12 protein-coding genes are annotated in these 12,852 nt (G+C 52.1%); 2 read left to right on the top strand and 10 right to left on the bottom strand.

What is annotated here, in order from left to right; translation table 11 throughout:
- Positions 1-40: 40 nt before the first annotated feature.
- From ispH to D9734_RS01410, 6 genes are all read right to left on the bottom strand, one after another.
- Complete coding sequence (gene ispH / locus D9734_RS01435; RefSeq protein WP_130204835.1) at positions 41-991, bottom strand: 4-hydroxy-3-methylbut-2-enyl diphosphate reductase; 951 nt, start codon at positions 989-991, stop codon at positions 41-43.
- 1 nt (position 992) lies between these two features.
- Positions 993-1,442, bottom strand: a complete 450-nt coding sequence (fkpB, locus tag D9734_RS01430; RefSeq protein ID WP_000004655.1) for an FKBP-type peptidyl-prolyl cis-trans isomerase — start codon at positions 1,440-1,442, stop codon at positions 993-995.
- Positions 1,443-1,549: 107 nt separating this feature from the next.
- Positions 1,550-2,044: a signal peptidase II gene (gene lspA / locus D9734_RS01425; protein ID WP_000083385.1), complete on the bottom strand. Its 495-nt coding sequence runs from the start codon at positions 2,042-2,044 to the stop codon at positions 1,550-1,552.
- Positions 2,044-4,860: an isoleucine--tRNA ligase gene (gene ileS / locus D9734_RS01420; RefSeq protein WP_130204833.1), complete on the bottom strand. Its 2,817-nt coding sequence runs from the start codon at positions 4,858-4,860 to the stop codon at positions 2,044-2,046. Before ileS ends, lspA begins: the two co-directional genes overlap by 1 nt.
- Positions 4,861-4,902: 42 nt before the next feature.
- Complete coding sequence (gene ribF / locus D9734_RS01415) at positions 4,903-5,844, bottom strand: bifunctional riboflavin kinase/FAD synthetase (RefSeq protein WP_130204831.1); 942 nt, start codon at positions 5,842-5,844, stop codon at positions 4,903-4,905.
- 7 nt (positions 5,845-5,851) lie between these two features.
- A complete protein-coding gene (locus tag D9734_RS01410) occupies positions 5,852-6,070 on the bottom strand; it encodes a DUF2575 family protein (RefSeq protein WP_064525381.1) in 219 nt (72 codons plus the stop codon).
- A 102-nt stretch (positions 6,071-6,172) separates the two neighbouring features.
- Here D9734_RS01410 and rpsT point away from each other — a divergent pair, with 102 nt between their 5' ends.
- The gene (gene rpsT, locus D9734_RS01405; RefSeq protein WP_001274019.1) at positions 6,173-6,436 is read left to right on the top strand and encodes a 30S ribosomal protein S20; all 264 of its coding nucleotides are present in this window, start codon (positions 6,173-6,175) and stop codon (positions 6,434-6,436) included.
- A 96-nt stretch (positions 6,437-6,532) separates the two neighbouring features.
- Here the strand turns inward: rpsT and nhaR are convergent, their stop codons facing one another.
- The gene (gene nhaR / locus D9734_RS01400; protein ID WP_130204829.1) at positions 6,533-7,438 is read right to left on the bottom strand and encodes a transcriptional activator NhaR; all 906 of its coding nucleotides are present in this window, start codon (positions 7,436-7,438) and stop codon (positions 6,533-6,535) included.
- Between the two features lie 59 nt (positions 7,439-7,497).
- Complete coding sequence (nhaA, locus tag D9734_RS01395; RefSeq protein WP_130204827.1) at positions 7,498-8,664, bottom strand: Na+/H+ antiporter NhaA; 1,167 nt, start codon at positions 8,662-8,664, stop codon at positions 7,498-7,500.
- 584 nt (positions 8,665-9,248) lie between these two features.
- Between nhaA and mokC the strand changes: the two genes are divergently transcribed.
- Positions 9,249-9,401, top strand: a complete 153-nt coding sequence (mokC, locus tag D9734_RS01390) for a type I toxin-antitoxin system toxin MokC (RefSeq protein ID WP_000809168.1) — start codon at positions 9,249-9,251, stop codon at positions 9,399-9,401.
- Between the two features lie 104 nt (positions 9,402-9,505).
- Here mokC and dnaJ read toward each other — a convergent pair whose 3' ends face one another.
- Both dnaJ and dnaK read right to left on the bottom strand, forming a co-directional pair.
- Positions 9,506-10,636 (bottom strand): molecular chaperone DnaJ, encoded by a 1,131-nt coding sequence (gene dnaJ / locus D9734_RS01385; protein WP_001118464.1) that lies wholly within the window; start codon positions 10,634-10,636, stop codon positions 9,506-9,508.
- 88 nt (positions 10,637-10,724) lie between these two features.
- Positions 10,725-12,641, bottom strand: coding sequence for a molecular chaperone DnaK (dnaK, locus tag D9734_RS01380; protein ID WP_000516135.1), 1,917 nt, complete (start codon positions 12,639-12,641; stop codon positions 10,725-10,727).
- Positions 12,642-12,852: the final 211 nt, after the last annotated feature.

The raw sequence follows: 12,852 nt of genomic DNA, 5'->3' as shown, positions 1-12,852 counted from the left end.
ACAAGACCGGCATTTTCGCATAACTTAGGCTGCTAATGACTTAATCAACTTCACGAATATCGACACGCAACTCTTTCGGCACTTCGAAAACGATATTTTCTTCGCGGCCTTCCAGCGGAATGGCTTCGCCACCGCCAAGCTGCTGTAAACGTGCGACTACGTTCTGTACCAGAATATCCGGAGCCGACGCGCCAGCAGTCACACCGACGCATTTCACCTCTTTTACCCACTCTTCCTGGATATCTGTCGCATCGTCAATCAAAAACGCCCGTTTGCCCATGCGCTGGGCCAGTTCCGCCAGACGGTTGGAGTTGGAGGAGTTTTTCGAACCGACCACCAACACCACTTCTGCCTGCTCTGCCAGGGCGCGTACCGCTTCCTGACGGTTGGTGGTGGCGTAGCAGATATCATCTTTGCGCGGCCCGACAATTTTCGGGAAGCGTTTACGCAGCGCGTCGATGACATCAGACGTGTCATCCACCGATAGCGTGGTCTGGGTCATAAAGGAGAGTTTCTCTTCGTTTTTGACCGTCAGTTTCCACACGTCGTCCGGCGACTCGACCAGATACATTCCCCCTTCCGGGTTACTGTACTGGCCCATCGTACCTTCCACTTCCGGATGCCCGGCGTGGCCGATGAGAATCGACTCTTCGCCACGACGGCTGGCGCGCGCGACTTCCATATGCACTTTGGTCACCAGCGGACAGGTCGCGTCAAATACCGTCAAATCGCGACTTTTCGCTTCGTTGCGGACTGCCTGAGAAACACCGTGTGCGGAAAAAATCAGGATCGCGCCGTCCGGCACTTCGCTGATCTGCTCAATAAAGATAGCCCCGCGCTCGCGCAGGCTATCGACCACGTAGCGGTTATGCACCACTTCGTGACGGACATAAATCGGTGCGCCGTAAATGGCCAGCGCGTTTTCAACAATGCTGATAGCGCGGTCTACCCCGGCACAAAAACCACGTGGGTTGGCCAACAGGATCTGCATGTTACGCCTCCAGCGCCGGATCGATTTCCAGCACTTCAATATCAAAATGAACGGTCTGCCCGGCCAGCGGATGGTTGAAATCAACGGTAATGGAGTCGCCGTTAATTTCGCGGATCACGCCAGGCATCTCACTGCCATCCATTGCGGTAAAAAGCATGATTGCGCCAATTTCTGGCTCGCCTGCATCCATAAACTCACGGCGGGAGAAGTACTGAATCAGGTCCGGTGACGGCACGCCAAACGCCGCATCTGGCTCCAGCGAGAAGGTGGTTTTATCGCCCACTTTCAGCCCCAGAAGGTGTTGCTCCAGACCTTCGGAAAGAGAAGCATCACCCAGGCGGAACAGCGCCGGTTTACCGTTGTTGCGGGTAGACTCGGCGGTAGTGCCATCGTCGAGTTTTAGCGTGAAATGCACCAGGACGGCGCTATTGCTCTGTACAGATTCAGACATGCAGGTTTGCTCTTATATTTTGAGGATTTTTGCCGGATGCGGCCTACGATTACGCAGCAATCTGTAGGCCGGATAAGATGCGTCAGCATCGCATCCGGCAGGGTTTATTATTGTTTTTTCGCTTTAGAAGGCAAAAAACCTTCCAGCACAATCAGTGCCGCACCGACACAGATTGCAGTATCGGCAAGGTTGAAGGTGGCGAAGTGCCAGTCGCCGACGTAGAAGTCGATCATATCGACAACGAAGCCATGCCACAGGCGGTCGAACAGATTGCCCAGCGCGCCGCCAATAATCAGCGCGTAAGCGATATTGTTTAGCTTCTGCGTGGCTTTTGAGCGATACATCATCACCACCAGGGTAACGCTAATACCAATCGCTATACCGGCAAAGAACCAACGCTGCCAGCCGCCGCTATCGGCAAGGAAACTAAACGCCGCGCCATAGTTACGCGCATAATGCAGATTAAGCGACGGGAACAGCGGGACCGTATCCCCCAGAGCAAAGTTCTGGAGGATCAGGTATTTGCTGCCCAGATCGATAATCAGCACGACTACCACCAGCCACAGCCAGCGTAGCCCTGTTGAACAGATCGATTGACTCATCAGGCAAACTTACGTTTTTCACCGTCACCGGCGACGTTGCTGACACAGCGGCCGCAGATTTCTGCGTGTTCCGCCACCTTGCCGACATCCAGGGTGTAGTGCCAGCAGCGTGGACACTTCTCACCTTCGGCTTTACTCAACGCGACTTTCAGCCCTTTGAGTACTTCGCTCTGCTGAGCATCAGCAGGTGCGTCGTTATAGTCTGCAACGGTAGCGCCGGAGGTCAACAGGACAAATCGTAATTCATCGCCCAGCGCAGTCAGTTTCGCCGCCAGTTCCGGTTCAGCATACAGCGTCACTGCCGCTTCCAGCGAGCCGCCCACTTTCTTGTCGGCACGCGCTTGCTCAATGACTTTGTTCACTTCGCCACGCACTTTCAGCAGCTCGTCCCAGAACGCATCGTTCATCGCTTCGCTGTCTGCCAGACCAAACAGGCCTTCGTACCACTCGCCGGTGAAGACGTATTTTTCACGCTCGCCCGGCAGGTAGCCCCACACTTCATCAGCGGTGAAGGAGAGGATAGGTGCCATCCAGCGAACCAGCGCTTCTGCGATGTGATACAGCGCAGTCTGGCAGCTACGACGCGCCACACTGTCCGCTTTGGCGGTGTACTGACGGTCTTTGATGATGTCGAGGTAGAAGGAACCCATCTCAACGGAACAGAAGCGCATCAGACGCTGTACCACTTCGTGGAAATCGTATGCTTCGTACGCCTTGAGGATGTCTTCCTGTGCCGCTTTCGCACAACCTACGGCCCAGCGATCCAGTACCACCATCTCTTCCGGTTTCACCATATCTTTTGCCGGATCAAAACCATTGAGGTTTGCCAGCAGGAAGCGTGCGGTGTTACGGATACGACGATAGCTGTCGGCAGCACGTTTCAGGATCTCGTCAGAAACGGCCATTTCGCCAGTGTAGTCGGTAGATGCCACCCACAGACGCAGAATATCCGCGCCCAGTTTGTTCATCACATCCTGCGGCGAAACGGTGTTGCCGATGGATTTGGACATCTTGCGACCCTGACCATCCACGGTAAAGCCGTGGGTCAGCACCTGACGATACGGCGCTTTGCCCTTCATCGCGGTAGAGATCATCAGAGAGGACATGAACCAGCCGCGGTGTTGGTCAGAACCTTCCAGATACATGTCTGCAGCGTGACCGGCAAATTCCGGACGCACGTCAACAACGGAAGAGTGGGTAGATCCGGAGTCAAACCATACGTCGAGAGTATCCGGCACTTTCACATACTGGTCAGCTTCGTCGCCGAGAATCTCTTTCGCATCGAGATCCCACCACGCCTGGATGCCATCAACTTCAACGCGTTTAGCCACTTCTTCCATAAGTTCGAGGGTACGCGGATGCAGTTCTTCCGTGTCTTTATGCACGAACAGTGACATCGGTACGCCCCAGGTGCGCTGACGGGAGATACACCAGTCAGGACGGTTAGCGACCATCGACTCGATACGCGCCTGGCCCCAGTCAGGGATCCACTGCACGCCTTTGATCTCTTTCAGTGACTGCGCACGCAGACCTTTCTGATCCATGCTGACGAACCACTGCGGCGTCGCGCGGAAGATGATCGGCGTTTTGTGACGCCAGCAGCACGGATAGCTGTGCTGCATTTTCTCAACGTGCAGCAGCGCGCCTTTTTCCTGCAGCAGCGCAACGACGATGTCGTTCGCTTTGAAGACGTTCACGCCATCCAGCGTCGGGTAAGTACCCGGCAGATAAGTGCCGTCCGGGCCAACCGGGTTAGCGGTTTCCAGACCGTATTTCTGGCCAATCACATAGTCGTCCGGACCGTGGCCAGGCGCGGTGTGAACGGCACCGGTACCAGCATCCAGGGTAACGTGATCGCCGAGGATTGCCGGAACGTCGAAGCCCATAAACGGATGGGTAAAGCGCAGCAGTTCAAGCTCCGCACCTTTTACCGTGCCGAGAATGGTGTAATCGGTCACGCCGATACGCTGCATTACGCTTTCAACCAGATCTTTCGCCAGAATAACGGCCTGACCGTCGATCTGCACCAGCGCATAGTCGAAATCCGGTGCAATAGAGATTGCGCGGTTTGCAGGCAGAGTCCACGGCGTAGTGGTCCAGATTACCAGCGAGATTGGGCCGTTAACGTTGCTGACGCCAAATTTTGCTTTCAGCGCATCCTGATCGACCGCCTGGAAAGCGACGTCGATGGACGGAGAAGTTTTGTCGTAATACTCAACTTCCGCTTCTGCCAGTGCAGAACGGCAGTCAACGCACCAGTGCACTGGCTTCGCGCCTTTGTGCAGGTGACCGTTGCCGATGATTTTGCCCAGCGCGCGGATGATGTTGGCTTCAGTTTTGAAGTCCATGGTCAGGTACGGGTGCGACCAGTCGCCCAGCACGCCCAGACGGATAAAGTCTTTGCGCTGACCGTCAACCTGGGTCGCAGCGTATTCGCGGCACTTGGCGCGGAACTCGGCCGCAGTGAATTTCTCACCCGGCTTACCGTATTCTTGCTCTACTTTCAGCTCGATCGGCAGACCGTGGCAGTCCCAGCCAGGCACATACGGCGAGTCATAACCGGAAAGCCCTTTGGACTTCACGATAATGTCTTTCAGAATCTTGTTAACCGAGTGACCAATATGAATGCTGCCATTCGCATAAGGAGGGCCATCATGCAGAATGAAGGTTTTTTTGCCTTTTTTAGCCGCACGAATGATGCCGTACAGGTCATCATCAGTCCAACGCGCCAGCATTCCCGGTTCGCGTTTGGCGAGATCGCCACGCATCGGGAACCCTGTTTCCGGCAAATTCAGGGTTGATTTATAGTCACTCATCAGATTCTCGGTTCCGTATTTCGGTTTGATTACATAACAGGCTTAAGCCGGTTTTGTTAGCCCAAAAAATTCGCGGGCGGTTAATTCATCACGCGCAATCTGCGCTTTCAGTTCGTCCAGCGACGCAAATCGCTGCTCATTGCGTATTTTTTTACGCAGCACTACTTGTATATGGCGACCGTAAAGGTCCATTGCAACATCTAACAAATGCACTTCCAACTGCTGGCGAATACCGGCAACCGTTGGACGTGTTCCGATGTTTGCCACACCGGGTAACGGCTTTTCGCCGAGGCCCAGCACTTCCACCGCGTAAACCCCTTTCACCGGGGAAACCTGACGGCGTAGCGGTACATTCGCCGTCGGGAAACCTATCGTGCGCCCTAATTCATCACCGTGGACCACACGCCCGGAGATGGCAAACGGGTGCCCCAGTAAACTTTCTGCCAGAGCCAGATTATCGTCTGCAAGTGCCTGACGCACAGCGGTGCTGCTGATACGCACGCCACCTTCGCAAAAAGTTTGCGTACTGGTAATGTCAAAGCCGTATTCCACGCCAGCTTTCTGTAATAACAAGAAATCGCCTTCACGACCAGCGCCAAAGCGGAAATCATCACCCACGGCGAGGAATTTTACCCGCAAATGCTTCACCAGTAGATCGCTGATGAAGTTTTGCGCAGTCAGCGCCGCAAAGCGCCTGTCGAAACGCACGCACAGCACGTAATCTACGCCACACTCTGCAAGGTAACGCAGTTTTTCCCGCAGTCGGGTCAGTCTTGCCGGGGCTTTATCGGTAGCAAACAGTTCCAGTGGTTGAGGTTCAAAAAGCATCACCATCACCGGTAAGTTTCGCCTGCGCCCTTCTTCCTGCAAGCCCTGCAACAGCGCGCGATGACCGCGATGCACGCCGTCGAAATTACCAATAGTCAGCACACACCCTTCTTGCGGGGCCTGGCTGAGATTATGTATGCCGCGTATCAGCTTCATGTCTGGCTCAAAACAGTGAAAATCGTCCGAGTATACCTTGTACAGCGGTCAAGGTTAACCGGCGATTGAGTACCGAAATCAGAAAGAAGTGGCTTTTCATTGCCATGGCGCAAATCACGGGCAGAAACTCACGGCCTGATGCAATTTTTATCGCGGAAAAGCTGTATTCACACCCCGCAAGCTGGTAGAATCCTGCGCCATCACTACGTAACGAGCGCCGGCACATTAACGGCGCTTATTTGCACAAATCCATTGACAAAAGAAGGCTAAAAGGGCATATTCCTCGGCCTTTGAATTGTCCATATAGAACACATTTGGGAGTTGGACCTTGGCTAATATCAAATCAGCTAAGAAGCGCGCCATTCAGTCTGAAAAGGCTCGTAAGCACAACGCAAGCCGTCGCTCTATGATGCGTACTTTCATCAAGAAAGTATACGCAGCTATCGAAGCTGGCGACAAAGCTGCTGCACTGAAAGCATTTAACGAAATGCAACCGATCGTGGACCGTCAGGCTGCTAAAGGTCTGATCCACAAAAACAAAGCTGCACGTCATAAGGCTAACCTGACTGCACAGATCAACAAACTGGCTTAATCGCCTTTTGTTGTCAGCTTTGTAAAAAAGCCCGCGCAAGCGGGTTTTTTTATGCCCATCTGCAGGCCAAAACTACAGCCTGCAGAGTACAAATGGTTATTTTGAAGCTGAAGTAAACAACGCAGAGTAATCTGTGTTGCAAATACGCTGTACCGCAGGATGTTGAATCATCCTTTCGGCGAAAATCGCGTGGTACTCTTCCATCACGTTCTCAACGCGGCCTATCTCCATAACCGAGTCATCGTTATAGAAATCATTAGCGTAAAGCGAAGGTGCAACGAAAATAGCGTTATGCGTCGCTCCAAAAGCTTTCATCAACGCAGCATCATCAAACTCCCCCAGAATTTCAACGTTTAAGCCCTGAGAGTTAAACCAGTTTAATAGCTTGCGTCCCAACATTGAGCGACGCCCCGGAATAAGTAAGCGACGCTCTTCCAGACAGGCAGGAAACGGCTTTTCTGGCAGCGGGTTAGTGCACCAGAAACTGACACCACACTCGCCAATTTTTATGGAAAACAGCCCTTCCTGCTGGGTGGAGTCTATCGGGCAGTCAGAGATGATCATATCCAGCTTATGCTGACTCAGTTGCTCCAACAGCATCTCGTGCGTCGATTCAAAACAGCGTAAATGGATCTGCTCGTCTTCCACCACTGCGGCATTCAATACACTACTGACCAGGCGTTTGGAAAGAGCATCTGCCACGCCAACATCAAACAACAAGTTGGACTCTTTGCGATAGTTCACAATGTCCAGCATTTCCTGGCTTAAGGTGAACATTTTATCGGCATAGCGATAGACCAGTTCACCCAGTTCGCTGGGTTCCAGACCACGTCCTTTACGCTTAAATAGTTTCCCTTGCAGGCGCTCTTCCAGCGCCCGGATCTGCCCAGTAATGGTTTGTGGTGTTAAATAAAGCGCCTCCGCTGCGCCAACCACAGAACCTTCTTTGTAGACATGCCAGAAGTAATACAAGTGGTTGTAATTGATATGAGACATGCTCATTTCTCTCCCTGATAAGAATGAAAAGGGAGCCATTTATGGCTCCCCGGTACATCGCCCTGTCAAACTGATGGACGTAAACGAATGCGTAACCAGCTATATCCAATTACCGCCGAAGAGATTGAGCCAACCAGAATGCCCAATTTCGCCCAGTTAATCAGTTCTGGATCTACGCTACCAAAAGCCAGGCTGGCAATAAAGATAGACATAGTAAAACCGATACCGCACAAGATCCCAACCGCCATAATTTGCTGATAAGTGGTTCCCTCTGGCAAATGAGCCAGTTTCAAACGCAGCGCCAACCAGCAGAACAAACTAATACCCAACGGCTTGCCAATCAGCAAACCGGCGATGATCCCTAATGGCAAGATGGAGGTCAGGCCATCCAACGTCACGCCTTGCAGAGAAACGCCGGCATTGGCAAAAGCAAACAGCGGCAAAATCAGATAAGCCACCCATGGATGCAGAACATGCTCCAGGCGCTTCGCCGGAGAACGGCCATGCTTCTCTTTCAATGGAATAAAGAAACCGACAATGACACCTGCCAGCGTTGCGTGGACACCTGATTTCAACACTGCGGTCCACAGCACCACGCCGACCAGAATATAAACTCCCGTGCGGCGAACACCACAAATGTTCAGCACCGCGAGCACCGCAATTGCTACGGCTGCAACGCCAAGAGAGGTCATCGACAAATCATTAGTGTAAAACAAGGCAATGATTATGATGGCCCCAAGATCATCGATAATAGCCAGCGCCATCAAAAAGATCTTCAGCGCCAACGGTACACGACTTCCCAATAACGCCAGAACCCCCAGCGCAAAAGCAATGTCAGTTGCCGCCGGGATCGCCCACCCTTCACGAGTAACAGGATCGGCGTAGTTAAAGGCCAAATAGAGCAATGCCGGGACAATCATCCCGCCGATTGCGGCAATAACTGGAAATGCCGCCTGGCGCAAACTGGCCAGCGATCCTTGCATCAGCTCGCGTTTAACTTCCAGACCAACCAACAGGAAAAATACCGCCATTAACGCGTCATTTATCCATAACAGCATGTTTTTATTGATTTCAAGAGAACCAACCCGGAGCTGAACCGGCGTCTCAAGAAAGTCGTGATACCATCCACTGGTTGCGCCGCTGTTGGCCATAATCATCGCCAGAACAGCGGCAATGATGAGAATAATGCCTCCCGAGGCATCACTGCTAAAGAATCGATGCAGATGTTTCACTTTTTATTTCTCTTTCAGGTGAATAGATCGTTTTTACTATTTTACCCTGCACGAATCATCGTTAAAATCAGATTATAGTGTAGGAATAATTCGTTTTTTACGATCTATAAAGAAGATTAAGTCACCAGCAGAGGAAGTGTTTTTGGCGCTCGAAAGCGGTGGCTGATGACCTCAAGCCCTGATAATCATAGCTTAAGGTCTGGATTTCTGAGGGATTAATTCGGAAAAATAATAATTAATTTGTTGTCAGTCGGCGTCGTTTGTTAGGACAATATTTCAAAAATAATCCAGCTTGTCGTCAATAATTGCGATAAAGAGATAAATTAAAGTTAAATAATTAAATCCTTAAAAAATTACGCCATAAAAATGCGAGGCGTCTTCAGGATTAGAATCGATAAAACTGAGTGGGTTAAAGAGAGCGGTATAATAGCGGCGGGTGCTTGAGGCTATCTGTCTCAGGCATTAGCTGGATGGCAGATAGAGAAAAGCCCCGAGTGATATTTTACCATCAACCCGAGGCCCCCTATATGCTGAACACATGTAGAGTGCCTCTTACTGACCGTAAGGTCAAGGAGAAGAGAGCAATGAAGCAGCATAAGGCGATGATTGTCGCCCTGATCGTCATCTGTATCACCGCCGTAGTGGCGGCGCTGGTAACGAGAAAAGACCTCTGTGAGGTTCACATCCGAACTGGCCAGACGGAGGTTGCTGTTTTCACGGCTTACGAATCCGAGTAAGAGCAACGGCGGGGAGCGATCCCCGCCACTTTACAGGTGCTCGCATATCTTCAACGCACCCTGGTTTTTACCCAGGCCTGCCCACGGGCAGGCTTTTGGGGAGGTTAGCGAGTCAGGTCGTCGAAAAACTTCTTCACGCCATCAAAGAAACTCTTCGAACGCGGACTGTTGTGCTCGCCGGTTGGGCCACCGAAGCTTTCCTGCAGCTCTTGCAGTAGTTGTTTCTGCTTCTCGTTCAGACCTACCGGTGTTTCGACCACTACGCGGCACAGCAAGTCACCTTGCGCACCGCCGCGGACAGACTTGACGCCTTTACCGCGCATACGGAACAGCTTACCGGTCTGGGTTTCGCCAGGCACTTTCAGTTTGACGCGACCATCGAGGGTCGGCACTTCGATTTCACCGCCCAGCGCCGCCATAGCGAAGTTGATCGGGACTTCGCAATACAGGTTGTTGCCTTCACGCTCGAAAATCGGGTGCTGTTTAACCTGAACCTGAACGTACAGATCGCCTGCCGGTGCGCCGTGTTCGCCCGCTTCACCTTCGCCCGCAAGACGGATGCGGTCCCCGGTATCCACCCCTGCCGGGATTTTAACGGACAGCGTTTTGCTGCGCTCAACACGACCATGACCATGACATTTGTTGCACGGATCTTTGATCAGCGTACCGCGGCCCTGACAGTGTGGACAGGTCTGTTGTACGGCGAAGAAGCCCTGGCGCATCTGCACCTGACCAGAACCATGACAGGTCGGACAGGTTTGCGGCTGTGTACCTGGTTTTGCACCGCTACCGTGGCAAACGTCACACTCTTCCAGAGTCGGAATGCGGATCTCTTTGGTCACGCCACGTACAGCTTCTTCGAGGGTGAGCTCCATGTTATAGCGTAAATCAGCACCACGCGCCGCACGTTGACGACCACGTCCGCCGCCAAAAATATCGCCGAAAACGTCACCAAAAATATCGCTGAAGTCTGCGCCGCCGCCAAAACCGCCGCCGCCCATGCCGCCTTGCTCAAACGCCGCATGACCATACTGATCGTATGCCGCACGTTTTTGCGAGTCGGTCAGAACTTCATAAGCTTCCTTGATCTCTTTAAATTTCGCTTCGGCCTCTTTGTCACCCTGGTTACGGTCCGGGTGGTATTTCATGGCCAGGCGTTTGTAGGCCTTTTTGATTTCACGCTCTTCCGCTGTTTTGGAAACGCCTAAAATCTCGTAATAATCTTGCTTAGCCATCTTTTTTGATTTGCCCCTAGATGAATGCACGGGCGGAGAGGAAATTCCCCTTCGCCCGTGTCAGTATAATTACCCGTTTATAGGGCGATTATTTTTTGTCTTTGACTTCTTCAAATTCAGCGTCGACAACATCGTCATCTTTCGCGTTGTTTGCAGAAGCATCAGCACCGGCAGTCTGCTGCTGGGCATGTTGCTGCTGGGCGATTTCCATCAGTTTCTGGGAAACCTGTGCCAGCTCCTGCATTTTCGCTTCGATAGCGGCTTTGTCTTCACCTTTCAGAGCAGTTTCCAGTGCAGTCAGCGCAGACTCGATAGCAGTTTTGTCGTCAGCCGGCAGTTTGTCGCCTGCTTCTTCAACCTGCTTACGGGTGCTGTGCAGCAGATGGTCGCCCTGGTTGCGGGTCTGTACCAGCTCTTCAAACTTACGGTCAGCTTCGGCGTTCGCTTCTGCGTCGCGTACCATTTTCTGGATTTCATCTTCGTTCAGACCAGAAGAAGCCTTGATGGTGATCTTCTGCTCTTTACCGCTATTTTTATCTTTCGCGGAAACGTGCAGGATACCGTCAGCATCGATATCGAAGGTAACTTCGATCTGCGGCATACCGCGCGGTGCCGGGTTGATACCATCCAGGTTGAACTGCCCCAGAGATTTGTTATCAGCCGCACGTTTACGTTCACCCTGCAGCACGTGGATGGTTACCGCAGACTGGTTGTCTTCAGCGGTAGAGAACACCTGGCTGTGCTTGGTCGGGATAGTGGTGTTTTTCGCGATCAGCGTCGTCATCACACCGCCCATGGTTTCGATACCCAGAGACAGCGGGGTAACGTCCAGCAGCAGTACGTCTTTTACGTCACCAGTCAGAACACCACCCTGAACAGCAGCACCGATTGCTACAGCTTCGTCCGGGTTAACGTCTTTACGCGGTTCTTTACCAAAGAATTCAGCAACTTTCTTCTGAACCATTGGCATACGAGTCTGACCACCAACGAGGATAACGTCGTCGATATCAGATACGGACAGGCCAGCGTCCTGCAGTGCAACTTTCAGCGGCTCGATGGAACGGTTTACCAGGTCTTCAACCAGGCTTTCCAGTTTCGCACGAGTCACTTTGATGTTCATGTGTTTCGGACCGGTCGCGTCTGCAGTGATGTACGGCAGGTTAACGTCGGTCTGCTGAGCGGAAGACAGCTCGATTTTCGCTTTTTCTGCCGCTTCTTTCAGACGCTGCATTGCCAGCGGGTCGTTGCGCAGGTCAATGCCCTGATCTTTCTTGAATTCTTCAACCAGGTAGTTGATCAGGCGGCTATCAAAGTCTTCACCACCCAGGTGGGTATCACCGTTGGTAGCCAGAACTTCGAAGGTTTTTTCGCCGTCAACTTCGTCGATTTCGATAATGGAAATATCAAAAGTACCACCACCCAGGTCATAAACCGCGATAGTACGGTTGCCAGTACCTTTGTCCAGACCGTAAGCCAGCGCAGCTGCGGTCGGTTCGTTGATGATACGTTTTACTTCCAGACCAGCGATACGGCCTGCGTCTTTGGTTGCCTGACGCTGAGCATCGTTAAAGTATGCCGGTACGGTGATAACAGCTTCAGTTACCGGTTCGCCCAGGTAATCTTCCGCGGTTTTCTTCATTTTTTTCAGCACTTCAGCAGAAATCTGCGGCGGTGCCATTTTCTGGCCTTTAACTTCGACCCATGCGTCGCCGTTATCAGCAGCAATAATTTTGAACGGCATGATGGAAACATCACGCTGTACTTCTTCGTCCTGGAAGCGGCGGCCAATCAGGCGTTTAATCGCAAACAGGGTGTTTTGCGGGTTCGTCACTGCCTGACGTTTAGCCGGCTGACCAACCAGAGTTTCACCATCCTGGGTATAGGCAATGATAGAAGGCGTGGTGCGATCGCCTTCGGCGTTCTCCAGCACACGAGGAGTGGTGCCATCCATAATCGCTACACAAGAGTTGGTAGTACCCAGGTCGATACCAATAATTTTACCCATCTAAACGTCTCCACTATATATTCGGTCATCATGTGGTATGAGTCTGTAATAGGGGCGAAACGTCTGGTTTCAACTGCCCAATTTCATTTTTTTGCAGACTCACTCACTGCGGTTGACTACTAAATGGGGTCGTAACCCACGTCATCAAGGGGGAGATGCAAAAATTTTTTGTGCTTTTGCGCAGAAATTTCGTGATATGCCGTAAGAAGAC

It is taken from the genome of Escherichia sp. E14S1 (assembly GCF_004211995.1).
GTDB lineage: Bacteria > Pseudomonadota > Gammaproteobacteria > Enterobacterales > Enterobacteriaceae > Escherichia.
This window is presented reverse-complemented; position numbering and strand designations above follow the sequence as displayed.

Excerpts from the sequence above, each read along its gene's own strand:
- ileS (WP_130204833.1), bottom strand. The coding sequence starts at position 4,860 with ATGAGTGACTATAAATCAACCCTGAATTTGCCGGAAACAGGGTTCCCG.
- D9734_RS01410 (WP_064525381.1), bottom strand. The coding sequence starts at position 6,070 with ATGTGCCGGCGCTCGTTACGTAGTGATGGCGCAGGATTCTACCAGCTT.
- dnaK (WP_000516135.1), bottom strand. The coding sequence starts at position 12,641 with ATGGGTAAAATTATTGGTATCGACCTGGGTACTACCAACTCTTGTGTA.
- mokC (WP_000809168.1), top strand. The coding sequence starts at position 9,249 with ATGAAGCAGCATAAGGCGATGATTGTCGCCCTGATCGTCATCTGTATC.
- fkpB (WP_000004655.1), bottom strand. The coding sequence starts at position 1,442 with ATGTCTGAATCTGTACAGAGCAATAGCGCCGTCCTGGTGCATTTCACG.
- nhaR (WP_130204829.1), bottom strand. The coding sequence starts at position 7,438 with ATGAGCATGTCTCATATCAATTACAACCACTTGTATTACTTCTGGCAT.
- ribF (WP_130204831.1), bottom strand. The coding sequence starts at position 5,844 with ATGAAGCTGATACGCGGCATACATAATCTCAGCCAGGCCCCGCAAGAA.
- lspA (WP_000083385.1), bottom strand. The coding sequence starts at position 2,044 with ATGAGTCAATCGATCTGTTCAACAGGGCTACGCTGGCTGTGGCTGGTG.
- ispH (WP_130204835.1), bottom strand. The coding sequence starts at position 991 with ATGCAGATCCTGTTGGCCAACCCACGTGGTTTTTGTGCCGGGGTAGAC.
- dnaJ (WP_001118464.1), bottom strand. The coding sequence starts at position 10,636 with ATGGCTAAGCAAGATTATTACGAGATTTTAGGCGTTTCCAAAACAGCG.